Origin of the sequence: Nocardia aurea, assembly GCF_003123685.1 — a bacterium.
GTDB lineage: Bacteria > Actinomycetota > Actinomycetes > Mycobacteriales > Mycobacteriaceae > Nocardia > Nocardia aurea.
In genome coordinates this window covers 82,313-105,507 of record NZ_QCYJ01000020.1, presented here as the reverse complement: position 1 = coordinate 105,507, position 23,195 = coordinate 82,313, and the positions used below count along the sequence as shown (strand labels likewise).

At 65.7% G+C, this 23,195-nt stretch carries 29 protein-coding genes; 25 read left to right on the top strand and 4 right to left on the bottom strand.

Annotated features, from left to right (window positions below):
• The first annotated feature begins 203 nt into the window (after positions 1 to 203).
• The 15 genes from DAT37_RS43860 (at position 204) to DAT37_RS05510 (ending at position 10,202) form a co-directional block, all read left to right on the top strand.
• Positions 204 to 407 (top strand): helix-turn-helix domain-containing protein, encoded by a 204-nt coding sequence (locus DAT37_RS43860; RefSeq protein WP_157978298.1) that lies wholly within the window; start codon positions 204 to 206, stop codon positions 405 to 407.
• A 181-nt stretch (positions 408 to 588) separates the two neighbouring features.
• Positions 589 to 1,530: an AAA family ATPase gene (locus DAT37_RS05575; protein WP_109523955.1), complete on the top strand. Its 942-nt coding sequence runs from the start codon at positions 589 to 591 to the stop codon at positions 1,528 to 1,530.
• Between the two features lie 6 nt (positions 1,531 to 1,536).
• Positions 1,537 to 1,770, top strand: a complete 234-nt coding sequence (locus tag DAT37_RS05570; RefSeq protein WP_157978297.1) for a helix-turn-helix transcriptional regulator — start codon at positions 1,537 to 1,539, stop codon at positions 1,768 to 1,770.
• 32 nt (positions 1,771 to 1,802) lie between these two features.
• Positions 1,803 to 2,177: a hypothetical protein gene (locus tag DAT37_RS05565; RefSeq protein WP_109523613.1), complete on the top strand. Its 375-nt coding sequence runs from the start codon at positions 1,803 to 1,805 to the stop codon at positions 2,175 to 2,177.
• On the top strand, positions 2,174 to 2,422 hold the full coding sequence (locus DAT37_RS05560) for a hypothetical protein (RefSeq protein ID WP_109523612.1): 249 nt from the start codon (positions 2,174 to 2,176) through the stop codon (positions 2,420 to 2,422). The genes DAT37_RS05565 and DAT37_RS05560 overlap by 4 nt, the downstream gene beginning before the upstream one ends.
• Before the next feature lie 43 nt (positions 2,423 to 2,465).
• Positions 2,466 to 4,100, top strand: a complete 1,635-nt coding sequence (locus DAT37_RS05555) for a hypothetical protein (protein ID WP_109523611.1) — start codon at positions 2,466 to 2,468, stop codon at positions 4,098 to 4,100.
• Positions 4,097 to 5,452 (top strand): AAA family ATPase, encoded by a 1,356-nt coding sequence (locus DAT37_RS05550; RefSeq protein WP_109523610.1) that lies wholly within the window; start codon positions 4,097 to 4,099, stop codon positions 5,450 to 5,452. The genes DAT37_RS05555 and DAT37_RS05550 overlap by 4 nt, the downstream gene beginning before the upstream one ends.
• Before the next feature lie 152 nt (positions 5,453 to 5,604).
• A complete protein-coding gene (locus DAT37_RS05545; protein WP_109523609.1) occupies positions 5,605 to 5,904 on the top strand; it encodes a hypothetical protein in 300 nt (99 codons plus the stop codon).
• Positions 5,901 to 6,371, top strand: a complete 471-nt coding sequence (locus DAT37_RS05540) for a hypothetical protein (RefSeq protein ID WP_109523608.1) — start codon at positions 5,901 to 5,903, stop codon at positions 6,369 to 6,371. Before DAT37_RS05545 ends, DAT37_RS05540 begins: the two co-directional genes overlap by 4 nt.
• Positions 6,368 to 6,757 carry a hypothetical protein gene (locus DAT37_RS05535; RefSeq protein WP_109523607.1) on the top strand — a complete coding sequence of 130 codons (390 nt, stop codon included), beginning with the start codon at positions 6,368 to 6,370 and terminating at the stop codon, positions 6,755 to 6,757. The genes DAT37_RS05540 and DAT37_RS05535 overlap by 4 nt, the downstream gene beginning before the upstream one ends.
• Positions 6,754 to 6,966 carry a hypothetical protein gene (locus DAT37_RS05530; RefSeq protein WP_109523606.1) on the top strand — a complete coding sequence of 71 codons (213 nt, stop codon included), beginning with the start codon at positions 6,754 to 6,756 and terminating at the stop codon, positions 6,964 to 6,966. The genes DAT37_RS05535 and DAT37_RS05530 overlap by 4 nt, the downstream gene beginning before the upstream one ends.
• Entirely contained in the window at positions 6,966 to 7,757 is a 792-nt protein-coding gene (locus DAT37_RS05525; protein WP_109523605.1) for a hypothetical protein, read from the top strand. Before DAT37_RS05530 ends, DAT37_RS05525 begins: the two co-directional genes overlap by 1 nt.
• A gap of 84 nt (positions 7,758 to 7,841) precedes the next feature.
• Complete coding sequence (locus tag DAT37_RS05520; protein WP_109523604.1) at positions 7,842 to 8,840, top strand: GAF domain-containing protein; 999 nt, start codon at positions 7,842 to 7,844, stop codon at positions 8,838 to 8,840.
• Between the two features lie 249 nt (positions 8,841 to 9,089).
• Positions 9,090 to 9,470, top strand: a complete 381-nt coding sequence (locus tag DAT37_RS05515; protein WP_157978296.1) for a hypothetical protein — start codon at positions 9,090 to 9,092, stop codon at positions 9,468 to 9,470.
• A 93-nt stretch (positions 9,471 to 9,563) separates the two neighbouring features.
• Positions 9,564 to 10,202: a DUF7341 domain-containing protein gene (locus DAT37_RS05510; RefSeq protein WP_109523602.1), complete on the top strand. Its 639-nt coding sequence runs from the start codon at positions 9,564 to 9,566 to the stop codon at positions 10,200 to 10,202.
• Between the two features lie 39 nt (positions 10,203 to 10,241).
• On the opposite strand, the gene DAT37_RS05505 is transcribed toward DAT37_RS05510, so the two are convergent.
• Positions 10,242 to 10,667, bottom strand: coding sequence for a DUF2690 domain-containing protein (locus DAT37_RS05505; protein ID WP_157978295.1), 426 nt, complete (start codon positions 10,665 to 10,667; stop codon positions 10,242 to 10,244).
• Positions 10,668 to 11,042: 375 nt separating this feature from the next.
• Here DAT37_RS05505 and DAT37_RS05500 point away from each other — a divergent pair, with 375 nt between their 5' ends.
• The 8 genes from DAT37_RS05500 (at position 11,043) to DAT37_RS05465 (ending at position 18,886) form a co-directional block, all read left to right on the top strand.
• Positions 11,043 to 11,363: a WXG100 family type VII secretion target gene (locus DAT37_RS05500; protein ID WP_109523954.1), complete on the top strand. Its 321-nt coding sequence runs from the start codon at positions 11,043 to 11,045 to the stop codon at positions 11,361 to 11,363.
• Entirely contained in the window at positions 11,360 to 11,656 is a 297-nt protein-coding gene (locus DAT37_RS05495) for a WXG100 family type VII secretion target (RefSeq protein WP_109523600.1), read from the top strand. The genes DAT37_RS05500 and DAT37_RS05495 overlap by 4 nt, the downstream gene beginning before the upstream one ends.
• The gene (locus DAT37_RS05490) at positions 11,656 to 13,074 is read left to right on the top strand and encodes an HNH/ENDO VII family nuclease (RefSeq protein WP_157978294.1); all 1,419 of its coding nucleotides are present in this window, start codon (positions 11,656 to 11,658) and stop codon (positions 13,072 to 13,074) included. Before DAT37_RS05495 ends, DAT37_RS05490 begins: the two co-directional genes overlap by 1 nt.
• Positions 13,075 to 13,092: 18 nt before the next feature.
• Positions 13,093 to 13,551 (top strand): ankyrin repeat domain-containing protein, encoded by a 459-nt coding sequence (locus DAT37_RS05485; protein WP_109523598.1) that lies wholly within the window; start codon positions 13,093 to 13,095, stop codon positions 13,549 to 13,551.
• Positions 13,548 to 13,979 carry a hypothetical protein gene (locus tag DAT37_RS05480; RefSeq protein ID WP_109523597.1) on the top strand — a complete coding sequence of 144 codons (432 nt, stop codon included), beginning with the start codon at positions 13,548 to 13,550 and terminating at the stop codon, positions 13,977 to 13,979. Before DAT37_RS05485 ends, DAT37_RS05480 begins: the two co-directional genes overlap by 4 nt.
• 457 nt (positions 13,980 to 14,436) lie before the next feature.
• Entirely contained in the window at positions 14,437 to 16,830 is a 2,394-nt protein-coding gene (locus DAT37_RS05475; protein ID WP_109523596.1) for an ATP-binding protein, read from the top strand.
• Positions 16,827 to 17,957 carry an aminotransferase class V-fold PLP-dependent enzyme gene (locus DAT37_RS05470; RefSeq protein WP_157978293.1) on the top strand — a complete coding sequence of 377 codons (1,131 nt, stop codon included), beginning with the start codon at positions 16,827 to 16,829 and terminating at the stop codon, positions 17,955 to 17,957. Before DAT37_RS05475 ends, DAT37_RS05470 begins: the two co-directional genes overlap by 4 nt.
• Positions 17,954 to 18,886, top strand: coding sequence for an aminoglycoside phosphotransferase family protein (locus DAT37_RS05465; protein WP_109523594.1), 933 nt, complete (start codon positions 17,954 to 17,956; stop codon positions 18,884 to 18,886). Before DAT37_RS05470 ends, DAT37_RS05465 begins: the two co-directional genes overlap by 4 nt.
• Positions 18,887 to 19,027: 141 nt before the next feature.
• On the opposite strand, the gene DAT37_RS05460 is transcribed toward DAT37_RS05465, so the two are convergent.
• Positions 19,028 to 19,582, bottom strand: coding sequence for a GNAT family N-acetyltransferase (locus tag DAT37_RS05460; RefSeq protein ID WP_109523593.1), 555 nt, complete (start codon positions 19,580 to 19,582; stop codon positions 19,028 to 19,030).
• The gene (locus tag DAT37_RS05455) at positions 19,579 to 20,880 is read right to left on the bottom strand and encodes a helix-turn-helix domain-containing protein (RefSeq protein ID WP_109523592.1); all 1,302 of its coding nucleotides are present in this window, start codon (positions 20,878 to 20,880) and stop codon (positions 19,579 to 19,581) included. The genes DAT37_RS05460 and DAT37_RS05455 overlap by 4 nt, the downstream gene beginning before the upstream one ends.
• Before the next feature lie 225 nt (positions 20,881 to 21,105).
• On the opposite strand from DAT37_RS05455, the gene DAT37_RS05450 reads away from it, so the two are divergent.
• Together DAT37_RS05450 and DAT37_RS05445 are read left to right on the top strand one after the other, a co-directional pair.
• Positions 21,106 to 21,438 carry a hypothetical protein gene (locus DAT37_RS05450; RefSeq protein ID WP_157978292.1) on the top strand — a complete coding sequence of 111 codons (333 nt, stop codon included), beginning with the start codon at positions 21,106 to 21,108 and terminating at the stop codon, positions 21,436 to 21,438.
• On the top strand, positions 21,435 to 21,674 hold the full coding sequence (locus tag DAT37_RS05445) for a hypothetical protein (protein ID WP_109523590.1): 240 nt from the start codon (positions 21,435 to 21,437) through the stop codon (positions 21,672 to 21,674). Before DAT37_RS05450 ends, DAT37_RS05445 begins: the two co-directional genes overlap by 4 nt.
• Positions 21,675 to 22,561: 887 nt before the next feature.
• Here the strand turns inward: DAT37_RS05445 and DAT37_RS05435 are convergent.
• Positions 22,562 to 23,020 (bottom strand): hypothetical protein, encoded by a 459-nt coding sequence (locus DAT37_RS05435; RefSeq protein WP_109523588.1) that lies wholly within the window; start codon positions 23,018 to 23,020, stop codon positions 22,562 to 22,564.
• Between the last annotated feature and the right edge of the window lie 175 nt (positions 23,021 to 23,195).

The following is a 23,195-nucleotide window of genomic DNA, read 5'->3' as shown; positions in this document are numbered from 1 at the left end:
GGCATCTGTGGACACTCATATAAGCCATGATGCGGAAGTATCCGACCAGCGTGCGGAATAGAACATCCGAATCACTTGTCGCACAAACAAAGACCAGTTGCACAATCTACCGACTAAATAGACACATTGCTGCACTGCTGGTAGGTTCCTGGAAGAGGGAGACCTCAGGAGGGAGGGCGAAGGTAATGGTCTATCGGGCCAGGTTGAGATCACGGACCGCGCTGCGAGAAGCGATGTCGGCCAAGCAGATTCCGGTTCGGGTGCTGGCTCGGCGCGCGGGATGCGGAAAGTCCATCGTCGGCCTGCTGCGCTCGGGTGCCCGGACTACCTGCACTCCCGCGACCGCCGCGAAACTTGCTGCGGGCCTGGACATCCCGGCAGAGACCTTGTTCAGGATCGAAGAGTGAGGAGCAGCGCCGGACACGCCAGAGATTTGTCTATGGGAGAAATTAGTTGACCCGGCGGGCTTAGCCCCCCGCCGGGTCGGCGCACATCTACGGGAGTAGTCATGCAATCCAAGTCTAACCCGGCTGCGGTCACATATGCAGCCGGGTTCACCGACCATCACCCTCCACGGTGGTGGTGGTGATGGCGATCGAGTTCAAGCCCGCGGTCCGTCGTAAGAGCCCCGCCCGCCTCGCCCTGGCCGGTCCGTCCGGGTCGGGCAAGACCTACACCGCGCTGAGCCTGGCGTGGGAATGGGCGCGGCGCGAGGGCGGCGGGATCGGGATGGTCGACACCGAACGCGGGAGCGCCAGCAAGTACCAGGGCACCAACGGCTGGCAGTGGCGCACCCTGGACCCCGACCGATTCTCACCGACCAGCCTGGTCGAGATCCTGGGAGCGGCTGCCGGAGAGGGCTTCTCGGTATTCATTATCGACACCTGGAGCCACTACTGGATGGGCCAGGACGGCATGCTCGAACAGGTCGACCGCCGCAAAGCCGCGAACAACTCGTTCTCGGGCTGGAAGGAAGTCAATCCTGACGAACGGCGCATGATCGACGCGATGCTCACCTTCCCCGGGCATCTGATCGTCACCCTGCGCACCAAGACCGAATACCTCGTCATCGATGACGACAAAGGCCGACCGGTCCCGCGCAAGGTCGGCACCAAACCGGTGCAGCGCGACGGCTTGGAATACGAGTTCGACATCGTCGCCGACCTCGACCTGTCCAACAACCTGCACATCTCCAAGACCCGGTTGCCGTTCCTAAACGGCCAGGTCATCGCTCAACCGGGTGCGGAGTTGGCGACCCAGATCGCGGATTGGCTCGACGGCGGCGCGGAGGTGCCAACCGTCGCGGAGTTCCGTGAACGCATCCTCGATGTGGTATCGACCGCCCAGCTGCGCGATATCTACCTTGAGATCACCTCCTACCGGCTGCTGGGCGCACCGACCGTCGACCACGAGGGCACACCGACCACGCTGCGTGAGCTGGTGGTGGCGATCAAGGAAGCCCTGGAAGCCGTGGACGCCAAGCTCGCCGCCCAGCGCGGCGAGCAGGATCACGACGCGGAGAGGGGGTGAAACAGAATGGCGAGACGATGTGACGTTGCGGGCTGTGGGCACGGGTTGCTCACCACCGACGAGATCGCGGATCGGCTGCGGGTGAGTCGGCAGTTGTTGTTGCAGTGGCGATCCCAGCCCAAACCCCACCGGCTGGCGGACAAGGGATTTCCGCTCAACGGTGAATCGGGACCGCTGCGGTGGCTCGAATGCGACTGGCACGCCTACCTCGAGGCAATCGACCACCAGAGGACCGCGTGAGCACGGTGCGCGGGCGTTCTGGGCCTCATGCCATGAGCATCGAGGCCGAGGACGCCCGCCGCATCTTCATCGAGGAATACCGTTTCCTGCGCGAAGGCTGGATGTCGCACGAGTCGATCGCGCGTAAGTTCGGCATCAGCGTCGCGACGTTGCAGACCCGCGTGATGCGCTACGGCTGCATGGTCTTGACCGCGGCCGAGCAACGCGCCTCCGACCACCTCGACCGGCTCATCGAACGTGGTGACCCATTCACCGCCGACGAACTGTCCGGTGTCGAGGACACAGTGGTGTTCTGGCTGATCGGCACCGCACTCAAACGCGGCCGTATCCGTTCCTCGCAGGCCGAGACCGGACGCAAGCACCGGGCCTCAATCTACACACCGGTCGAAGGGGGTCGCGCCTCATGACCGCACCGGAGACCGCCAGTGCGCACCCTGCGGCCCCGGTGCCGCTCTTGCGCGCCGGTGACCCGTTCGGTGACGGCCAGCCCTGGCGGATGGTCGACCAGGTGCGCGACGGGGCCGGGCGGGTGACGCGCGTGCTCTACGAGTGCCGCTACCCGGTAGAGAGCGGCGAGTCGGCGGCGTGGGTGACCGAGCGGCGTTGGCACGACGGCGAACCGGAATCGCGTGATGTCGAGCCGGTCACCTGAGCGCGATCTCAGCGATGCACGTGGCAGGCCGGACACCGAGACGGTGTCCGGCCCGCTGCTGCCCGCTGAAGGTCGAAAGGATCAGCGCGGCTACATCAAGCTGAGCCTGGACTTCCTGGAGAACCACCGCACCGGCCCGCTCTCGCCGGTGACCAAGCTCGCGCTGATCGAGATGTGGATCTACTGCCACCGCAACCGCACCAACGGCGTCGTCGGGTCCACCCACGCCCGCCGCGCGGTGCCCAAACGCCTGCGCGAAACACTCACCGCCGCAGGGTGCTGGCAGCACCAGGAGTGCAGTGAGAGCGTGCCGTGCCGCCAGGGTGGGTGCACCCAAGCCGCGCCGTGCGGGCAGGAGGTGTACGTGATGCACGACTACGCCCAGCATCAGCCCCTCTATCTCGAGGCCAGCGCCCGCACCGGGGCCGGGACGCGTCGAGACATGCGCCCCTACATCAAGCTCTCGGTCGACTTCCTGGAGAACCGCCGTACCGAGCCGCTGTCGCCGGTGGCGAAGCTGGCGCTGATCGAGATGTGGATGTACTGCCACCGCAACCGCACCAACGGCGTCCTACCCCTGTCGGCGTTCCGCAAGATCGCCAAAACGCGGATTCAGGACGCGCTCATCGCGGCAGGCTCCTGCCGCCTGTATGTCGGCACCACGGCGACACCAGGCCACCACGACGGCGGCACCACAGCACCGCCAACCCGCCACGACACCGGCACGGCGGCGACGCCACGGCGACCAGATGTCGCCGCCACGTCGCCATCACGGCGGCATGACGGCGTCGTCATGCACGACTACGACCGCCACCAAACCCTCTACACCGACCCTGCCCGCCGGACAGAACAGGCCAGGTCAGCAGGCAAATCCGGAGGACTGGCTAAGGCAGCGAAAAACCGCGAACAAGGTGGCGGATCAGCTAGCGAAACCGCAGCGGCTTCCTCGCGTGACGCGCGCGCGTCTCACAAGTCACAAGTCATAAGTACCTCTGGTACTTACGTTGATATCCCTCCTCCAGTAGGTAACGCGCGGGAGGAAATCCACCCAGACCCACCACCACCGCGGCCGTCGCCACCGCCGGCGCCGGTCGCACCGCGGGCTCGCCACGGTGGCGACGACGCGGCCGATCGGCTCAACGCCGCCGCCCCCGAAGTCCCCGCGACCCCGGCAATGCGCCGACGCGTCCTGGCCCGACTGGCGCCCAACGCCGTCGCAGTCCTCGCCGATCCCGACACCGACCCGATCCGCCGCCAGCGGGCGCAAGCCGACCTCGACCGCGCCGAAGCGGTCATCGACGCCAGAGACGAGTACCTGAAAACCGGTGAACTCACCGAAAACTGCGACGCCGACCTGCTTTTCGACCCGTACGGCGACAACGGGGCGATGCGGCGCATGATCGCCGCCCAGCGACCGCTACCCGTCTCGGACCCGATCACGGTCGGTGAGCGGCGCGCGATGGCGTTCCGGCTGGCCCGAGAACACATCGACACTCTCACCGGCTACGGCGCGCACCCTCCCGGTAAGGCCCGTGAGGCGATGCGTGCCGAACTCGAAGCCCTGCTGGAGGCCGGGGTGAGCCAGGACGTGTTGCGCTCGGAGTTGCGCTTGATGCTCGAGGCCGGGTTGTGGGCGGCCTCGAAGTTGCGTGAACGGCTCGCCGAGGCCCGGACATGACCGAAACCGGCGTGGACTGGGACGCCCCCGAGATGTGCGACGTCGAAGCCGAACAGCAGCTCTTGGGCGCGGCGCTCTACGCCGAAGGCAACCTCGCGGTCGCCGAACAGGTCGCGAGTATCGCGAACCAGGCGTTCTATGTTCCCGCTCACCAACTGCTGCACGCCGCGCTCGTGGATGTTCTACGCGAGGACCTGATCCCTGATCCGGTGGTGATCGTCGACCGGGCCGCGCGCCGGGGTGCGCTCGGCGGCAACCCCGACCGGCTGCGACGGGTGAGCCTGGAGCTGCTCGGCAAGGGCATTCCCGCGTCGGTGCCGTACTTCGCCGATCGGATCACGACGCTCTGGCAAGCCCGCACTGCCGTGCTCGAGGCGACGCGGATGATCCAGCAACTCCACGCGTTGCATCGCTCCGGGGATCTCCATTCCACTGGTGGAGTCCTTGCGCGCGCACGCGAGGCCCTGGAACTGGATTTGTCCGACCCCAGTTCTCCGGACGCTTCGGCGCTGCCGCCCTCGGTCGCGGAAATCCTCGCTGGGTCGGATTCCTACGACTGGCTGATCCCGAAACTGTTCGAGTACGGCGACCGCATGATCCTCACCGGCATCGAAGGACTCGGGAAATCCACACTGCTCGCGCAGATCGCGGTCGCGGTCACCGCAGGCCTACACCCGTTCCTCGCTGCCCCGATCATGGGACCGGGCGCGCCGAGGGCGACGTCACATCGGGTGTTGGTGATCGACGCGGAGAACCTGCCGGGGCAGTTGCGTCGCCGCTACGGCGATCTCGTGGGCCGGGTGAATCGGATCTGCGATCAGCAGTCTCACCCGCGGCCGGACTGGGACGACGAACTGCGCATCGAGGCTCGCCCGGACGGCGTCCGATTGGAGGATCCGCGCGAGTTGCGCCGCATCGAGGCCGCTATCGCGGCGCATCAGCCGGTTCTGGTGGTGGCGGGGCCGCTGTACCGGCTGAACGCCTTGGATACCGAGGTGGCCGACGGCGCGCGGGAGTTGGTGCGCATCCTGGATCACCTGCGGGTGAAGTATCGGTTCACGCTCATCCTCGAGGGCCATATCCCGCACGCCGCCGACGGGCGATCCCGGTCGGTGCGCCCGATCGGGTCGTCGCTGTTGCTGCGGTGGCCGGAGTTCGGGTACGGGATCGTCCCGGCGAAGGGGCATGAGGAAGACGAGCATCCCTCGGTGGTCGACCTGCGTCAGTGGCGCTACGCCCGCGACGAGCGGTTGTTCCCGCGCGAGCTGTACCACTCCTCGTCGGGGTTTCCGTGGACACCGGCGGGCGGCTACTTCGCGCTGTGCCGAAGCAAAGGCGTTTATGAGGGTTGAGCCGGATCGAAACCTATTGTGTAGCAACAGAAATGAGGTATTGATGCCGATATTGAACTGAAATATACTGGTGTGTAGGGGATTTCAATGGTGGCTTGCCCCCACCGGGAATCCTCGTCGAATTGAATATCGCTTTCTACGGGAGATGACGAATGAGAATCGTCCTGGAATTGCACTGCCCGGAAGACCATGATCCGATCGCGGTTTCCGGGGAGTTGGACACGTCCCGGCTGGTCACCAGCCTGGTTCGGCCGTTGGCGCAGCGCCGTTGCCCGGCCTGCCCGGCCTCGGCCCTCGAACCCGGTCTGACCGTCATCGATGGACAGAACCGGCGTACCGCCTACTGCCCGTGCTGCCGGGCCACCTGGGTTCCGCAGCGGCCGGTGCGGCTGCTTTCGGCGGGGCGACTGCTCGGTGCTGAGTTGGTGTCGCGGGCGGGGGTGCGGTCATGATCCGCCGCCTGGTCCCCGATACCCGTTTCGCGCTGCGGGTGTTGACCACGATCGCCGACCTGCCCGACCATCCGCGTCATCCGGGCCTGTCGTGGGATCAGACGTTCTACCGCACCGTCGATGTCGAGGAGGTCGTCCACGCGGACAACGGTGCACCGGTCTGCCGTACGGCGTTGTGCTTCGCGGGTTGGGTCGTGCAACTCGACCCGGATGTCGATTGGGCCTACGACACGATGACCTTGCGTACCCGCCACCTGACCGACGACACGGTGAGGCCGCCTGTACGCCTGGAGTGGGATCTGACCACCGCGGTCGACCTCGCGACCGGTCTGCGGTTGCATGCGCACGAGTACGCCGAACGGCGCCTGGGTCTGAGCCATGTTCAGGCTGGTGCGCTGTTCCTGGGCTCCAACAGCATCGACGACCTCGCCGATGTGATCGGTCGCATCGGTCGGGGGCAGCTGTGACCGCCACTGTCATCACCGCCACCGCCTTGGTGGACCGCGTGCGCGCACTCGCTATGGCCATGCCGGAGGCCACCACGCCCACCGGTGGCGAGCACCCGCACGGGGACCGCTACGTCGTACGCGACGACACCGGGGCCTGGCGCGGCTCGCGCCTGCTCGGGCGCGCCCTGCTCGACCTCGGCGCGGACCCCGACACGCTCGCCGAGCACGACGCCTACGCACTCAGCGCGGCAAGCACTGTCATGTGCTTCGTCGGACTCGGTGTATGGGCGCAGGACCTCCTGTGGCTCAACGTCGTCCAGGTCGAGGAAGGCCGCGGGCGCTGCTGGTGCGACGCAGTCGCCTTCGCTGATCTGCGTATCCCCGGCGTCGGCGGTGCCCGATGAGCCTCGACGTGCTCACACCCGGTACCGCGTCGGCCGAGATCCTCATCGACCGGCCGCCCGCCTATACCGGGCAGCCGCAGCGCTGGCAGGCCCGCATCGCCTACTGCGATCAGGCCGGGCGCATCCGCCATCTGCAAGCCGTACACACCGATCCCGACCACGCCGCGCGCGCCGTGCAGGATCGCCTGGACGAACTCGGAATCCGCTGATGACATACGAGTACAACAAAACTCCTGACCAGGCCCTCACCGACCGCATCGACGCCCTCGCCGCCGAAGCCGAGAACCCGATCGAGCCACAGTCCCCGCGGCCCGAGGAATGCCCGAATTGCATCGACGAGTGGCACGCGCTGCCGATTCGCCGCAACCTGGTTCTGTTGCGGCAGAGCTACTGCGGGTGCGCCGACTGTGAACGCGATGTGGACGCCTACGACTACGCCACCGACACCAGCGAGATCATCTGCCCCGGCTCCACCGTCGAGGGCCCGATCGAACCCCTGCAAGTGCGCCTCGAGCGCGCCGGCTTCGACCTCACCCTCGATATCGTCGAAATCCAGCTCGTCACACTGCCCGAGGACACCCCACCCGACCCCGACCCGTTTCCGGCGCCGAGGACGACGAGCGCGATCGAGTTCCCGGACCCGTTGCCGTATCGGGCGGTGATTCACGCGTTCCGGCTCGGGAGTACGTGGCGGGGAACAGATCACGTCGTGGTCATGCACCAACCTGAGGAGGAAGACACAGGACCGTGCACGGTCCTGTTCCGCTACCACCCGCCCGGTACCGCGCAACCCCGATACGGTGGCACCTTCCTGCTCGGTGGCCTGATGCTGACCCTGCTGGATGACGGGAGCGACGCCGAAGGCTACCGGTCCGCGATCGACCCCCACGGCGTCGTCATCGAGATCGATGACCACATGCGAGGCCGCTATCAGGTCGACGGGCATATCGACCCGAGCGAGATGGTCACTCGGGTCACCGGTCAGACCGTCAGTGATTGACCAGTATCTATGAGCGTGAGGTTCGGCACCGTTCGGTCTTCTAACCGGTGCCGAGCCCTCCGTTTCCTATTAGCGTTGGTTCGCATGTGGGGGGAATGGCTGTTGATCGAATGCATGCGCGACGAACCGACCGTGCTGGCCATCGGGCGCAAACCTCAACGCCTGCAACTACTCGACCGTGTCCTGCGGAACCCGACGTTGCAGGCTGCGCGGCGGTTGACCGTCAAGGTCCGCGAGACCGGGCACGCGTGGGAGGAGAACTGCGCCGATCGGCACACGCACTTCGTCGCCGAGCCGGTACGCAACCTCGCGGGCGACATCCACGGGGTGCGGATCTGGACCGGCAGCCCCGATACCCATGTGCCCGAGGCTCCGCGCTCGAGTGCGTTCGACTGGAATCTCGACGCGATGACCGCCCTGCTCACCGAGGAGACCTACGACCTACACGCTGTCGCCCCCGACCGGCGACGCCCGGAGATCAGCCGCGCGTCGGCGATGCGGTGGATGGCGTATGCCGAGGATCAGGGCACGGTGTTGGCCTTGGCTGCCGAAGCCGACGAACACACTGTTTACCACGACATCTGGCAGATCCTGCGTGACGACGGCGTGCGCCGTGACGTGCACTTCTGCGCTCGCGGCGCGATCGTGGACGGGCAACGATTCGCCCGCGGCCTGATGATCGATATCAGCGAAGGCCGCGATATCCCCGCACCGGCGCCAGCGTTGACGTTCTCCCGCGCTGCGTTGGAGGCCGAACTGTCGGTGCCCGGCATCCATCACGCCTTGGTCGACCTGGACACCCTCACCGCTCATCATTGGCTCGGTGCCCCGATGCCGGGCATCGCGTGGGAACTGTCCGACGATCCCGACCGCAATCCCGCCCTGCATCCCGACGACATTCCCACCGCCCGCGCCATGGCCCGTGACCTGCACACCGCACCGACCACGGCCCGGCTGCGACTGCGGAACACCGACGGCGGCTGGACATTCGTCGAGGTGGAAGCCAAACGTGTGCTGCTCACCCAGAACCCGGACCGGGCAGCTGCTCTGGTCAGCGTGTCCAGGACCGCAGCAAACGGATAGCCGAACCCCTGCGATCGTGTCGGACACCACAGCGAACTCTTGGCCGGAAACCCTTCCTCTATAACGGATCTCACGTTTACGATTTTCTGTTCGGGATCAGGCCCCCTCAGATTTCTGGCCGGTCCCGCCCTCCAGAATCGACTATCGAAACGGTGCCACGCGCAGCCACACGCTGCCGCCGCGCCGCGCGCATCCGACCCGGCAGACCACAGCCGGGAACGGGCTTCGCCGTGTCCAGGAGATCTCCCAGTGTCCCCAGTATTGAACCTGCCCCTCGCCCGTAAAGTGCTCGCGGCTCTACACGCCCACCCGCACCTGCACGACCACACCCATTGGCGCGAGATCCGCCCCGACGGCACCGCCTACAACATCGCCGGATGGACCGTCACCCTCGCCGGTGCGCAATGGACCGGGATCGGGGAATTCGTCCGCTACGAAGGCCGAACCCGCATCGTGCCCATGCTCGCCCAAGAACTGCTCGCCCTGCCCCACACGCAGGCGCGAAAACTGTTCTACGACAGCAACGAAGAACAAGCCGTACGCCTGCTATCGAGCCTGATCAGCCACGCCGCTCGCATCCAGGGCGGTCAGCTGTGGAGGCTCGCGGAGCAATTCTGCCCCGCGGTCTGAGCGACCTTTACCCACCACCAACAGTATGTCTACTGATGCGCGCTACAGTAGAGAAATGGTTTCCGTCGCACCTCTACCCGCGGACCCACGCCCATGACCGCCACCCACCGGCCGCCAGCGCTCTCCCGCGAACTCGAGGACGCCGTCCACGCACTCATCGGCCACCGCCTCGACTCCCACACCGACACCGAAGGCGAAACCCGTTCGGGCTACCGCGAATCGGTATACGCCGAGATCCGCGCCGAACTCGCCGCCCGCACCGGAACCGGCGGCACCCTGCGCCCGCGCAGCCTCCCGCCGGCCTGGGTCGAGGGCCTGGACTGGATCACCACCGTCGACACCACCGTCGCCGCCTGGTGGCCCGACCCCGGCCCCGACGACGAGCAACCCGAGACCGTGCGCCGTCTCAATCTCCTCGCCGCCCACACCTGGGCACCCGAGGACCACGAAGCCATCGCCTGGTGCGTCGACGATCTCGAGCACTGGGCGATGGCCGGTAAAGCACTGATCGAACCGGTACGACGGTGGGAACTGGTCGCGGCCTGTCCCTCGTGTGGGACACAGACGGTGCACCGACCCGACAGCACCGGCGAATACGTGCGCCAATCCGCACTCCAGATCAGCGCCGCGGGCTGCGTGTGTCTGTCGTGCCACACCCGCTGGGCACCGGAGGTCTACCGGCTCCTCGCCGCCGTCCTCGGCTGCGAAATACCCGCCGGGGTAGTGGAATAGCGCAGCCGACATACCCGGCGAGGCTCCGATGCCGCCTGCCTAGGGGCCGCAGATGGTCTCGGAATTCGCTCCAGCGCTGTAGGTTTCGGCGAAGTGTCGGCCGTCGGGGTATTTCAGATGCACCTGGAAATGGATACATGTCGTCCCTGGCGCGTAGACCTGCATGCTGTAACTGGAGTCCGATCCGTTGTCCTGTTCGGTGAACGGGCCAGGCTGTCCGTCGGCCCAGATCGTTTTGATCGTGGCTCCTCCGGCAGGGTTCTCTCGGACTCGGATCCAGTTCGTCTGGCAACTGTTGGAGTAGTAGACATCGACATAGGTGACGACCTGCCCGAGCTCGGTTTCGATCGGGCGGGTGGCGGCCAGGTAGCCGTTCTGATTGCAGAAGTCCGGCCCAGCCGAGGGGTTGGTTCCATGATGTTGCGGTCCCGCGACGGCGACGCCACTCAATCCTGTGGCGATCATCGCGAAAGCGGACGCTGCCACGACGGCTCGGGCAGTGCCGCGTGCGAATGCACGACTTGTGACGGATGCGCATGAACTGAACATGATTGACTCCTGACATGTCGACGGTGGTGCCGATTCGAACCGAACACCTGACCTGCGAGACCTCGATCTACCGGTGGACGCGGCACGGGCCGATAGTCGCAGCGTATTGAGATCTCGTGTACGCCGGTATCGGGTCTGCGACCGACTTGCCAGAGGCTGACCGGCGTGCCTAGCGGCACTCGCAGGTATCACAGGCGGTAGGTCGACCGCGTGTGTGCGGGAACCGATTCGCCGGATGCCGCGTCCTATAGTTCATGGGCGATCTGCACCGCGAGGGGGAGAGGGATGGGTGTGTCCGACGAACTCCACGTCGAGGTCGATCGGCTTCGTGAGGCGGCCAGGTTCACCGCAGGCAAGGCGCAGGTCATTCGAGATCAGCTGACGCAACTCGACGACACCATCGGCAAAGAACTACTCGCCGACGGCTGGCAAGGAGCAGCAGCCAGCGCCTACGACGAGTCATGGGTGGAGTGGAAGGCCGGTGCCGAGAAAGTCATCGCGGCACTGGAAACCTCGGCGACATCCCTGGCCGAGGCCGCCAATCAGTACGAGCTGCGCGACTCGACCAACAGCGGCGCCTTCACCGGGCTGAGCAGCCTGGATTTGCCATGACCGGCGATGACCGATTCCGGGTGGATCTCGAACAACTCGATGCCGCGATCACCACGATGGAGCAGTTCGGTCGTGACGTGGGGGACTGGTTGGGCGAGGTCGACCGCCATATCGCCGAACTACACCTGAGCTGGTCGAGCGAGGCAGCGACCGCGCAACGCGCCGCGCACGAGCAATGGGCGCTGGGCGTGGACGAGATGGCCGAAAACCTCGACGAACTCAAGGAAGTGGCTCGCCGCGCACACACGAACTACAGCACCGCGATCAGTGTGAATCAGAAGATGTGGCCCTGATGACACCGGTCATCGTCACACCGAACGAATTGCGCCAAGCCGCGGAGTCGATCAAGAACAACTGGCTCTACGCCCGCGCAGACATGAACACCCTGTTCGCGCGATTGCAGATCTGTGGTGGATGCGCGGGCACCGACCGGATCGGCACGAAATGGTCGTCGAACTACGACCCGGTCGCCCAGGACGCCGTCGACGCAGCGGTGTCGTATGTGATCGCGATCGGACAGATGCACGATCTGCTGCAGGCGACCGCAGCCAATCACGCCAACGCCAACCAGCTATCGGTGATCGGTGGCGCACCCGATGACATCGCGTTCCCGCCGGGGTCGTTGGAGTGGATGAAACGCCCCGAGATCCCGAACCTGTACGGAGGAGATTCGGGGACACCGTCGTGGTGGGACAAGATCGTCGACTATGTCCAGGGCGAGGTATGGCCCAACGCCAAGACCGATACCCTCGCCGATGCCGGGACCGGATGGAGTTGGTGCGCCGAGCAACTCAACACCCACTTGAACTTCCAGCCCGCCCGCGACGCGATCGGAAATCAGCAAACCCCCGAGGTCCAACAGATCCTCGACCAGATCACCCTGCTCGAAACTCAGGGCAAGGCCCTGGCCGCGCAGTTCATGACCCTGGCGCACGGATGTGTCGACTACTCCATCGCCGTCACCGACGCCCACGAGAAGATCCTGAAGGAACTCGGTTCCTTCGCCGCGCTCTGGGTCGCGGGGGAAGCTGTCTCGTTGGCGGCGGCCGAGTTCACCTTCGGTCTCTCGATCTTCGCCGGCAATGGAGCGCTCGCCGCCCGCGCCGCGGTCGTGGGATCGCGGATCGCGGCCACTATCCGTGCGTTGGCGTTGACCGCGGAAACGTCCGGGTTGCCGGTGATCGCCGCCAGTGGTGCGTTCCTCCGGTCGATCGAAGAACTCACGCCACTGATCACCTCGCAAGCGAGTCTGTTGACCGCGGAATCGCTCGGGATGGTCAATCCGCTGTCCCAGTTCGACCTGAACCTGCTGGCGCGACGCCCGTATCTGCGTAAATCGACCAAAGACACCGTGAATGCCGCCACCGATACGACGACGGTGAACGGGCGGGAGTACTACATCAGCGCCACTGACGACAAAGTGCTGATCCCGGTCACGGGCAAGTACGACGACGCCGCGATCACCGCGCTGCCCAAGGACGCGAAAGGCGACTACTACCTGGGCGCCAACGGCGTGAAATATCCTGTCGACGGCACCCCGCAATACGGGCACATCTACGGGCACGAGAACTGGCGACTGCGTGATGAGGCGCTGCGGCGCAACCCCCCGATGACATGGAAGGAATACTGCGACTACTACAACGATCCCAAACACTTCCGGATCGAGGACCGGCCCGGCAACTCCAGCCACCGCAACGAAATGCCGAAGTAGAACAAGGGGACACCGGCTATGTGGAAGAAAAAGGACAAGCAACCCGCCATCGCACGCGACGAGGGCGGCCGGACCCCGCTGCACTACGCCGCCGCCGACAGCAGCGGCACCACCCACGATCAGGTGGCCGAACTGATCGCAGGCGGACAAGACCCCAACGACCGCGACAACGCTGGAGTCACACCGCTACACGGTGCCGCCCAATACGACGGAGTCCAAACCGTGCGGGTACTGCTGGACGCCGGTGCCGAAGTCAACGCCCGCGACGACGAAGGCAACACCCCGCTCATGTATGCGGTCCGCAGCCCTTGGACCAGCCCCGAAGTGATCGCACTACTGCGTGACCGGGGCGGGGATCCGACCATCGAAAACCGACAGGGCAGTTCACCGCTGTCCCGCATCGCGAGCGTCAGCAACAAACCGCACATCCGAGCAGTGTTCGCGGACCTGCTCGACGACTCCGACACAGCCCCATGACCAATCTGTCGGACTGGGAACGACAACTACAACACCAGCTCGACGAAATACGCGCCAGCACAGTGAAACTCACCGATGCCGCGTCGAAGATTCGAGGGCGCAGTGAGATTCGCGGCCTCACCGTGGAAGTCGACGTCACCGGCGAGATCACCTCGCTACAGATCGCGCCCGGCGCGATGCAATGGTCCTCCACCCAACTGAGCAGCGCGCTGCTCGATTGTCACCGCCGTGCTCGCGCCGACGCCGCGACGAAAGTCGAACAACTCCTCCAGGGCGTGGACCCGCGCCTGCGGGCCGGGATCGAAGAACTCCGGGGCGATCACGACCGCAAGAAGCCAGAACCGCGAGGTCAGATGAGCGAGGACGAAATCCAGGCTGCTGACGACGCGTACTACGAACGTCGAAACACTCAGGGCTGGAACAGTTGACAACAGCGCTACCCGAGCCGACGGTGACATCATGGTCATTTCTGGGGCTCCTGCGTACTGGCTCCCAGCCCCAGCGGCCGCGGTGCCGAATAGCTGATATGGATGCGCAGGGCAATGTCGAATGGCTGTGGCCCACTCCGGAAAGCGTCGCGGACCGCTGGGCCTCGGCCCGACTCAGAATTCTGTTGCAGGTTACCTATGGGCGAACCAGCGACCAGCGCCGAGCCCGCCGCCACCTCGGATCCTCAGCGCCGACGATACCATCGCCATGATCCAGGACGTCCCGAATATCCTCGTCAAATTGTCTGGTGTGCAGCAAATTTCACTGCCTATCGGACACGAGGCGGTCGTGGGCGATGTGGTGTGTGGCGGCGTGGAGCACCGGCGCCCCCTGGACTCGATCATCTAGAATCCTCCTAGTGCACAGCCGACATCGGTAGGGGGATGCGTGTCACGGTTGGTTGAGCCACCTGCGCTGGTCGATCGGACCGACGAACTGGCGATGTTGCTCGAGCATGTCGACAGCGCCGTCGCGTCACAGAGCAGCGCGGTGTTCGTTCTGCGGGGTGAGGCAGGGGTCGGCAAGACGAGCCTGCTTCAGAACTTCGCGTATCGAGCAGTTCAACGCCACCACGGGACCGGATTGCTGTCGGGGTATGGGCAGGCGATGTTGAATTCGCTTGCCTCGGACTCGTTTCAGGCTGTTCGCGAGTGCCTACGATCGTTGACCTCGTCGGCGGAGCGCTCGGGAGCGGGACGGCTGGGGCGGGTGGCGTCCTCGTTTCGGCAGCACGCGCCGGACTGGATCGAATCGGTTCCCGTCGTGGGGCACTTGCTCGCCGCCGGAGTACGGACCGGTCAGGCTTACGCGGCGTCGGGGCGAGGTTCATCCGAGATCGACAGCAGACTCGATCAATTGCTCCGTCTCGTCGAGGATCTCGTGTCCGCCGGACCCGTCCTGCTCGTGCTCGATGACCTGCACTGGGCCGATACCGCCACGATCGATCTGTTGACCACCATGGCGCTGCGCGTCGACGGGCCGTTGATCATGGTGCTGGCCTATCGCCCCGACCATCTACATTCGGGCGAGCAGACACATCCCTTGCAGCGTGCTGTGCTGCGCCTGTGCCGATACCGGCCCGAGACGGTGCTGATCGACCTTCCGCGGTTGTCGAACGCCGACACAGAGCAGTTGATCCGCCAAGCGGCTGGGGAAGGTCCGGTGGCGCCGCACATCGTGTCGAGAATCGTGCGGCTGAGCGCGGGCAATCCCTTGTTCGCCGAGTCGCTGGTGCGATTGGGTGATCAGGCGCACGGCAAGGCGCCGCAGCAGATCACCGCCGTTCTGGAGGAGCGACTTTCCTATCTCGACGGCGCGGATCAGCGATTGCTCGAGATCGCGGCACTGGTCGGATACAGCTTCGAAGTCGAGTACCTCGCCCGCCTCGCGCGCGTGGACGTCGATGACGTGTACGAACGTCTGCATGTGCTGTTCGAGGAACACCGGCTGGTCCGCCCAGCCGAACCACGCGGGGCTCACGACCGATATCTGATCCACCACCCCCTGTTCGCGCAGATCCTGCGTGAACGCGGCGCATCGAACGCGCCGCGGTGGCGGCGCCACCACGCCCGTCTGCTGGAAATACTGGAATCCGAACCGGACTGGGACGACGAAACGCATGTGCGCGCGGCCGCGGTCGCCGCGGCCGCGCGGGACAGGGTGAAAGCCGGGGCGCTGGCGTCGGTCGCGGCGCGTCGGCAATTCGCGCTCGGTGCGGTGTCCAAAGCATGCGACCTGGCCAGGATCGCGGTCGAGCACGCACCTTCGTTCGAGAACTTCGCGCTACTGGCCGAATCTCTGTCCGCCCAAGGCGAACACCTGGGGGCCACCGACGCCTGCGCGGCCGCCCTGACCCACCTCGCGTCGGCGGTGGCCACCGGTGAAGACGAAGCTCGTTTCCGACTGCTGTGGGCGCGCAACCTGCGCATGACCGGCCGTTGGGACGAAACCGTCCACGTACTGGATCAACTCGTCGCGACCTATATCGGTGCCGATGAGATCCTCGCCGAAGCGACCATGCTCCGGGCAGAGGTCGCACTCTGTGGCCCGGTGCAGGACGCCGCACTGTGCATCGACCTGTGTGAGAGGGTCGCGACTCTCACCGTCAACGCGGAAGTGCGATCCAGGGCGTTCGGGCATCGAGGCCTGGCCCACCTGGCGGCCTACGATTCGGCCAGCGCCGAGCAATGGCTCACTCGATCGATCGAAGCCGCCCGCTCGACCGGACACCCTTACGCCGAGTACGAGGCACTGCACTGGCTGAGCAAGAAGACCATGGCGTGCCTGGAACTGGGCCGATCCCGGGAACTGCTCGATGAATTGGCTCGCATGTCGGGCAACAGCGGAGTCGCCAGCGAGAACCCGCCCCACCTGCGTGACTCGAGCAGAGTGCACGCTCTACAACATCGTTACCCCGAAGCCGCCGAGGCTTTCGCCCAATATGTCGACCTCGTCATTCCCGGTTCGCTGGGACGGGCCGAAGCCACCCTGGCTTGTCAGATCCACGAACTGGAAGCAGTGCACGGCGCGATCGCCGGACAGCGGCTGCTCGCGCACCTGCGGGATGTGTGCCTGACAGAATTTCTCTCTCCCGAGCGACGAACACGACTCGCGAACAACCTGCGCGTGTTGGACGCCAGGTCACGTGACTGGGATCCAGTGGGTTTCGCCATCACCGAATTCCACGTGGCACCCGAGGACGCGCACGCCGCCGACGCGATCTTCCGATTCGACGTACCGAGCCTGCCGCAACTGCGGGCGGTACGAAGCAACGACGGCGTCGCCTCGTGAATCCCTGCGCCTACGAGGATTTCTTCCTCGACCCGGATCTGGTGCAGCTCAACCACGCCTCTTATGGCATCACCTCGCGCCGGGTCGCGAGCGAAGCCGAGAAGGTACGGCGGCACATCGAATCCGATCCGACCAGATTCCTCGGCGCAGAACTGCGTGATCTGCTCCGCCGCAGCGTCGCGGAGGTGGCGACGTTCTTGGGGCTCGATTTCCAACGAATCGCCCTGTGCTCGAACGCCACCTCCGGAGCCGCAGCGATCATCGGCTCCCTGCCGCTGCGTTCCACCGACACGGTCGTCGTGCTCGATACCGAGTACTCGTCAGTTGTCGAGGCATGGAAGGTGGCATGCGCTCGCGTCGGTGCGCGCTGTCATGTTGTCGAGGTTGCGCTACCTTTTCCCGGAGTCGAGGAACTCCTCGCCGAATTGGACGCCCGCATAACGACCGATATCCGGTATCTCCAGATGAGCTTGGTCTCCTCATCGGCCGCGCTGTGCATACCTGTCGACCCGATTTCGGAATGGTCCAGGACCAGGGGAGGCCAAGTTGTGCTGGACGCGGCACACGGGCCAGGCCACGTCGAACTGGCACCCGCGTTGCCCGGAGTTGTCGCGGCGTTCGGAACTCTGCACAAATGGCTGCCGACCGCGCGCCCGCTCGGATTCCTCTGGCTCACACCGACACTCATCGAGCTGATTCGCCCACCCGAGGTCTCGCTCACATGGCACTCCCGCGATCTCATCGAGCGATTCTCCTGGCCCGGCACCTTCGATCCCGCGCCTCGACTGTGCATAACCGCGGCGATCGAACAATGGAGCCAATGGCACGACAGCGGGCGATTCGACACCTGCCGGACACTCGCCGACGAGATCACCTCGGCGCTGTCCCAACTCGACATACACCCCGTAGCGACATCGCAATACCGGGCGCCGAGGATGCGATCGTTCCTCTTCGACCGAGCGACCGTCGCCGACGTGAAGTCGACCCTCGGACCCGCCGGGGTACGAGTGTGGGTCGGAACCTCACCAGCCGGCCGAACTCTGCTACGGATATCCACGCACATCTACAACGACCACACCGACATCGATCGACTCCTAGACCGACTCGCGGAGGTGCCCAACCGATGATCGCCCCTCCCATCCCCGACCGCCTCGAAAAGGCCATCATTTTCCTGCGAGGCGACCAGGACGGCCGAGCCTGGCTCGACGCACTCCCCGAACGCCTGACTCGCTACGCTCAACGGTGGAAACTCGAACTGGACCGTGTCGCCGACAGCGGAGCTATGTCGTGCTGCGTGTACTGCACGACCAGTCAAGGAAAAGCCGCGGTCCTCAAGATCCCCGTCGACGAACAATCAGGCACCACAGAAATGCGTTTGCTGGAGCGATGGGGACAGACCGGTGCGACACCGTCCATCCTCGAACGAAATCCCGACAGCGGTGTCTTCCTCATGACCAGGATCGAACCCGGCGATATCGCCTGGCCGGGCGGGGAAGACGTCGAATCCGCTCGGTTCGGCGAACTACTCAACCGACTGCACCACCGCGGACTCGCCGACCTACCCCAGTTGCGTGATCTGGCCGAAGTGACAGCCATGCGAATGGACTGGGCGCGTCAACGCTTCATCGACCCCGCTTACGCGACAGCAATGGCCCGATTCGGCGCACCCGACCGGCTGGCCGAGGCACAGCACGTACTCGACCTACTTCTCGCGACCACACGCACACCGGTCGTCCTCCACGCAGACCTCCAAGCCAAGAACATCCTCCTCGGACAGGCGCACTGGCAGACCATCGATCCACTGGGAGCAGTAGGTGACCTCAACGCCGAAGCCGCACTCTGGGTAGCGATTCAAGACGGACCATCCACGATCGAAGAGCGATTGGATCAACTCGCCGCCCACCCACTCCTCGACCCGATTCGATTGCGAGCGTGGACCTATGTCTTCGCCGTCGCGGAATACCGCCCCTACCTACCACCTTCCGGTGACCGCATCGAGACGTTCGTGCAGAACACCGAACTCGGACCGATAATCGACCTCATTCGCGCCTCTTAGCGTCAGGTCGAAGTCGCCGTCCCTACACCACTGTGGGCAACAAATGTTCGTCGGCTCAACTGAGTACGGAACTCTTGGGCCAATCCGCGCTCCAGACAGCATCGCGGACCGTGTGCAATTCGTGCCGCACGATGTGGGCCCCTACCCCAGCGGCCGAACCAACACATCCAGGGTCGGCGCGTGATCCCAATGCGGGGTGAGAGTTCCGACCCGCGACCAGCCCCAACGGCGATACTTCGCGTAGGCCTGTTCGTTGTCCGGCTCGACCAGGAGAGTCCCGCGCGTCTCGGTCCGGGCGCGCAGCAACTCGTCATGCAGAGCCCGCGCGTACCCGCGTCCCGCGTGCTCGGCGTCCACCATGATCTCGGACAGCGCGAATGTGCGCGTCCCGTCCTCCGTGGTGAATGCGGCATGGTCTGCGGCCGGGTCGTCGAGCTTCAGCCCACCCCACCACCCGGACGCGGGCGAGAGCGGCCAGCCCCACGCCTGACCGACAGCGGTGCCAGAGATGTAGGCGACGAGCAGGTCGAAACCGGGGCCGCGTGTGTAGGCGTCGAACCGTTCCGCGAACGCCTTGGGTGAGTCGAACGGATCGCCGGACTCGATCGCGACGACATAGGACCGGGTGAAGACGTCGAGCACCTGCGTGCGGATCTCGCGGGCCTCGGTGTGGTTGTACCTGCGGAACTCGATCATGCGGACACACTTCCTCGGGCGTCGAGAGCGTCGAATCGTGCACAGAAGTCGGCAGCGGCTGGCACTGCCCGCAGCGCCTCACGAACTGGGGTCAGAGCCTTCAGGGTGCGGGGTGAAGTCACTGCGGATTCGAGTTGCTTCAGGACCGGCAGAGCTTGCGCCAGCGCGCCGTCCAGATCGCCGATCTGCGCGCGTGCCGACGCGGCCCAGGCACCCATGTTCGCGGCGTTGCTCGGGCTCGCGTGCTCGGTGATGGCGACCTCGTACAGGCCGAGCGCGGCCCGGCTGCGGCCGACGTCCGCGCAGCCGCGCGCCTCATGTCCTCGGATCTCCTGCGGTGTCACGAACCGCAGCCATTGCGGGCAGTCGTCGACCGGCTCGTACAGTTCCGCGCGGTCGAGTTCGCGCCACGCGGTAGAGATGGCTCGACCGAATCCGTCGGCGTCGCCCATGACGCCGTACGCGGCTGCTTCCCGCGTCGCGATCAGGGCATGAATGCGCGAGGGTGCCTGTCGGCGCATCGCGTCAGCCGCGCGCGCCACCAGCGGCAGGGCGCGGGAGGCTGAGCCGATGCCGTTGCGGGCGAGGGCGACCGGTTGCAGTGCGGCGGTCAGGCAGGCGTTCGCGGTCAGCCAATCGTCGTCGACAGTGCCCGCCAGCGACAGCGCCTCGGTGAAGCATCGGCGGGCGAGGCCGTGACGGTCGGCGTCGTAGGCGAGCCAACCCGTCTGGGTGGCGAGGTTGCCGACAGCGGACATGAGCGCTCGGCCGGTGGTGCCGTCGAACGTCGCACCGTCGACGAGGGCCAGGCCGTAGTCCAGGGCGGCGACCGCTCCGTCAACGAGTGCCGCGCCGCCCTGCCGCTGGAGGTCAGACTCCAACTGGGCGCTGATCGCCTCCAGTCGGGCGACGTCGGCGCGGCCGATACGGGCGGCCGGGGCGAGGGTCGTCGCGGCGGCAGCGACGGCGAGGGTGCCGAATGTTCTGCGTCGCATATCGTCGTCCTCCTCTTCGGCCGCGAGCGTGGCGACCGTGACTCCAGGGTGCACGCCCTGCGTCGCTCTCGCTTCCGTCAAGGCGTCTGTAAACCGTTCCAGCTGGACCGGGGTCAGATCGGCCAGCGTCTTGTCCAGCGCGTCGGCCCGGTCACCGGAGATCGACCGGGTTGCGCCGTGCTCCCACTTCTGGATGGTCGACGCACCCCAGCCGAGCACGTCGGCCAACTGCTCGCGGGTCATGCGCAGTGCTGCGACGCGCAGTGCCCGAACTTCAACGGCTGTCCATGTCTTGACGATCATCTATCCCCCTGACCTCGCCCGGAACTGCCCGTGTCGAAAGCGTATCGGGCGCGTGTGTTTTCCGCGCTGGTGCGAAGTGCACGCGGTCGAGAGTCTGGGATCAGGCCGCGTCGTCGGGTCGACTTCGCACCGTTCCCCTCATCCGGTGCGCCCCTCTCCCAGGGCTCGGGCGGGGGTGAATGTCCTCGGCGGCGGGGCCGCTCAACTCGACTGGAGGCGTGCCCCGTGAAGGCTGTTGGAGTGGTCAGTTCGGATCTGACCGGCGACGTCGGGGCGCTGCTCCCCGTGCTCGACGAGGTTGCTGCGCGCCATGATCTGACGATCGTCGACGTGTTCACGTTCGACCCTGGCGAAACCGGTTGGATATTCCGGCTGTTGGAGCGGTCCCACGGTCTCGGCGCGCACGCGATCATCGTCGAGGACTTCGCGCATGTGCACGGCCACGAACGCGCCGTGACCGGTGTCGCGGACCTGCACAGCGTCGACGACACGCGCTGGTACGTCGGATATGGGCGCGGCCATACGCGGCCCTCTGCGGACGGGGCGGGGTCGCTGTGAACGTCACAGGGTGGGCGGCTGTCTTCGGGTACGCGGTGTGTATCGGCGTGCCGCTGCTGGTGCTGCTGTGGTGCGTCTGGCCGGAACGGAAGAAGGGGCCGACCGTCGATGACATCGTGACCCGCGTCGCCCACCAGAACGCGGGCGAGGAACCGCACAGGGACGGGCGGCACTGGGACGGGTACCGGTGGGTTGACCCGCGCTGGGACGGGCACGGCTGGGATGGTCGACGGTGACGCGGCCGGGGCCGGGTACAGCCGCGGTGACTGTGACCGCGTGCATGACGTTCCGAACTGAGGGCGGGGATCCGCACGGGCGGCTGACTCACGTCCGCTGTCTCGACCGGGATGTGTGCGTGCAGTTGGCTCCGGTGGTGGGCGGCTGCATCGGTGCGCATCCTCGCAGTGACGGCCAGGCGTGCCGGTGGGGCGGGGTGCCTCTGATCGACGATCGAGGGGGGCGACCGGCTGAGCAGTTCCTCACGCGGGCCGGGATGACTGTGGCTCTGGTGCCGTCGGGGGATGGGTCGTCGCGGGTGTGGCGGTTTCCGATGGACCCTGTCGGCCGACACCCTTCGCTCTAGGGTTCCATCTGTGTCAGATCAAGTTCAAACAGTCCTGCTCCTTCTCTGCTTTGGTGCCGCTGTCTTCGTCCTGTTCTTCGCTCTCGGCCTGCTGTGGACACTGCTCAAGGCGCTTGTAGCGGCCATCCGCGCGCGGCTGAATCGCGCCGACCCAGCACCGCGAGTTGATCGAACAGACGTTCTAGAATAGAGGGATGCGGGAACAGAGATTCGAGGTCGGCGGGGTTGTCGTCCCGCGTCGCACTCTCGTCGAGACCCCGGACGGCTGGGTCGAGCCGCACCCGGTGTTCTGCCTCGCGGGCGGGCATCGCCTGCGGCCCGTCCTCGCGGGCTGGGTGGCGTGCATCGCTCCGGGTCGAACAGGTCGCCGGACCCGCGAATGCGAATGCGGGAAACTGGTGCATGATCCGCCATTGGACGAACCGGAATGCGCGTGTGAGAAGCGGGCGCGAGAGGCGCGCGTCGTGAAGGTTCCGACCAGCTGCGACGGCGTGGATCCACCTGCGGCAGAGGCGATTTCTGACCTCCGATAATTGAGCGTTATCGGCGGTCAGGATCAATTCCAAACAGGATTTCCACTCCGTAGTAACGCAAGAGTACGCCGCCCGCGCCCAGCCACATCAGGACGCCCGCACCGATTAAAGGGGCCAACTCGGTGGTTGGTCCGACGGCTGCATACAGCGATCCGCACAAGGCGGCGCTTACCAACGGGCTGGCCGCAAATATCAGGATTGCGTTTCTGCGGTCAACTCGAAGCGCCTGCGCTACCGCCTCCCGCATGACCAGCGTCGTGGCGGGGTGCGCTTTGCCGCCCTCGTTCCTGCGGATCTGCTCCAGCGCGAAGGCAATCGACCGGTTGAGCGAGGCGAGCCCTTCCGGATCTTCCTCGGGCCAGTCGGCGCGTGCTTTGCTCAGCAGTTCCAGCCGGTCATACGGCGTCTTCCACAGGTTTCGGCGCAGGAATAGGCCAGCGATGACCGCAGCGCATAGCGTACCCATCGCAACAGCGAAGGGCCGAGGTCTTTCCACGCCCAGGACGTCTCGACCGCCGTCTCAGCGGGTGCCGGTGCCTGCGCCAGCCATGTGAGGATCACAGCCGACAATCCTGCCATCGGCGCGCGAGGCAGGTGAGGCGAATCGGTGCCGTCAGTCGTTGTCGCACACCTTGTTCCGC

Bases quoted from the DNA above. Each gene is read 5' to 3' on its own strand.
- DAT37_RS05530 (WP_109523606.1), top strand. From the start codon at position 6,754: ATGAGCCTCGACGTGCTCACACCCGGTACCGCGTCGGCCGAGATCCTC.
- DAT37_RS05490 (WP_157978294.1), top strand. From the start codon at position 11,656: ATGACACCGGTCATCGTCACACCGAACGAATTGCGCCAAGCCGCGGAG.
- DAT37_RS05435 (WP_109523588.1), bottom strand. From the start codon at position 23,020: ATGGGTACGCTATGCGCTGCGGTCATCGCTGGCCTATTCCTGCGCCGA.
- DAT37_RS05485 (WP_109523598.1), top strand. From the start codon at position 13,093: ATGTGGAAGAAAAAGGACAAGCAACCCGCCATCGCACGCGACGAGGGC.
- DAT37_RS05565 (WP_109523613.1), top strand. From the start codon at position 1,803: ATGAGCATCGAGGCCGAGGACGCCCGCCGCATCTTCATCGAGGAATAC.
- DAT37_RS05495 (WP_109523600.1), top strand. From the start codon at position 11,360: ATGACCGGCGATGACCGATTCCGGGTGGATCTCGAACAACTCGATGCC.
- DAT37_RS05520 (WP_109523604.1), top strand. From the start codon at position 7,842: ATGTGGGGGGAATGGCTGTTGATCGAATGCATGCGCGACGAACCGACC.
- DAT37_RS05460 (WP_109523593.1), bottom strand. From the start codon at position 19,582: ATGATCGAGTTCCGCAGGTACAACCACACCGAGGCCCGCGAGATCCGC.
- DAT37_RS05540 (WP_109523608.1), top strand. From the start codon at position 5,901: ATGATCCGCCGCCTGGTCCCCGATACCCGTTTCGCGCTGCGGGTGTTG.
- DAT37_RS05465 (WP_109523594.1), top strand. From the start codon at position 17,954: ATGATCGCCCCTCCCATCCCCGACCGCCTCGAAAAGGCCATCATTTTC.
- DAT37_RS05545 (WP_109523609.1), top strand. From the start codon at position 5,605: ATGAGAATCGTCCTGGAATTGCACTGCCCGGAAGACCATGATCCGATC.
- DAT37_RS05505 (WP_157978295.1), bottom strand. From the start codon at position 10,667: ATGATCGCCACAGGATTGAGTGGCGTCGCCGTCGCGGGACCGCAACAT.
- DAT37_RS05550 (WP_109523610.1), top strand. From the start codon at position 4,097: ATGACCGAAACCGGCGTGGACTGGGACGCCCCCGAGATGTGCGACGTC.
- DAT37_RS05510 (WP_109523602.1), top strand. From the start codon at position 9,564: ATGACCGCCACCCACCGGCCGCCAGCGCTCTCCCGCGAACTCGAGGAC.
- DAT37_RS05525 (WP_109523605.1), top strand. From the start codon at position 6,966: ATGACATACGAGTACAACAAAACTCCTGACCAGGCCCTCACCGACCGC.
- DAT37_RS05455 (WP_109523592.1), bottom strand. From the start codon at position 20,880: ATGATCGTCAAGACATGGACAGCCGTTGAAGTTCGGGCACTGCGCGTC.
- DAT37_RS05570 (WP_157978297.1), top strand. From the start codon at position 1,537: ATGGCGAGACGATGTGACGTTGCGGGCTGTGGGCACGGGTTGCTCACC.
- DAT37_RS05575 (WP_109523955.1), top strand. From the start codon at position 589: ATGGCGATCGAGTTCAAGCCCGCGGTCCGTCGTAAGAGCCCCGCCCGC.
- DAT37_RS05560 (WP_109523612.1), top strand. From the start codon at position 2,174: ATGACCGCACCGGAGACCGCCAGTGCGCACCCTGCGGCCCCGGTGCCG.
- DAT37_RS05480 (WP_109523597.1), top strand. From the start codon at position 13,548: ATGACCAATCTGTCGGACTGGGAACGACAACTACAACACCAGCTCGAC.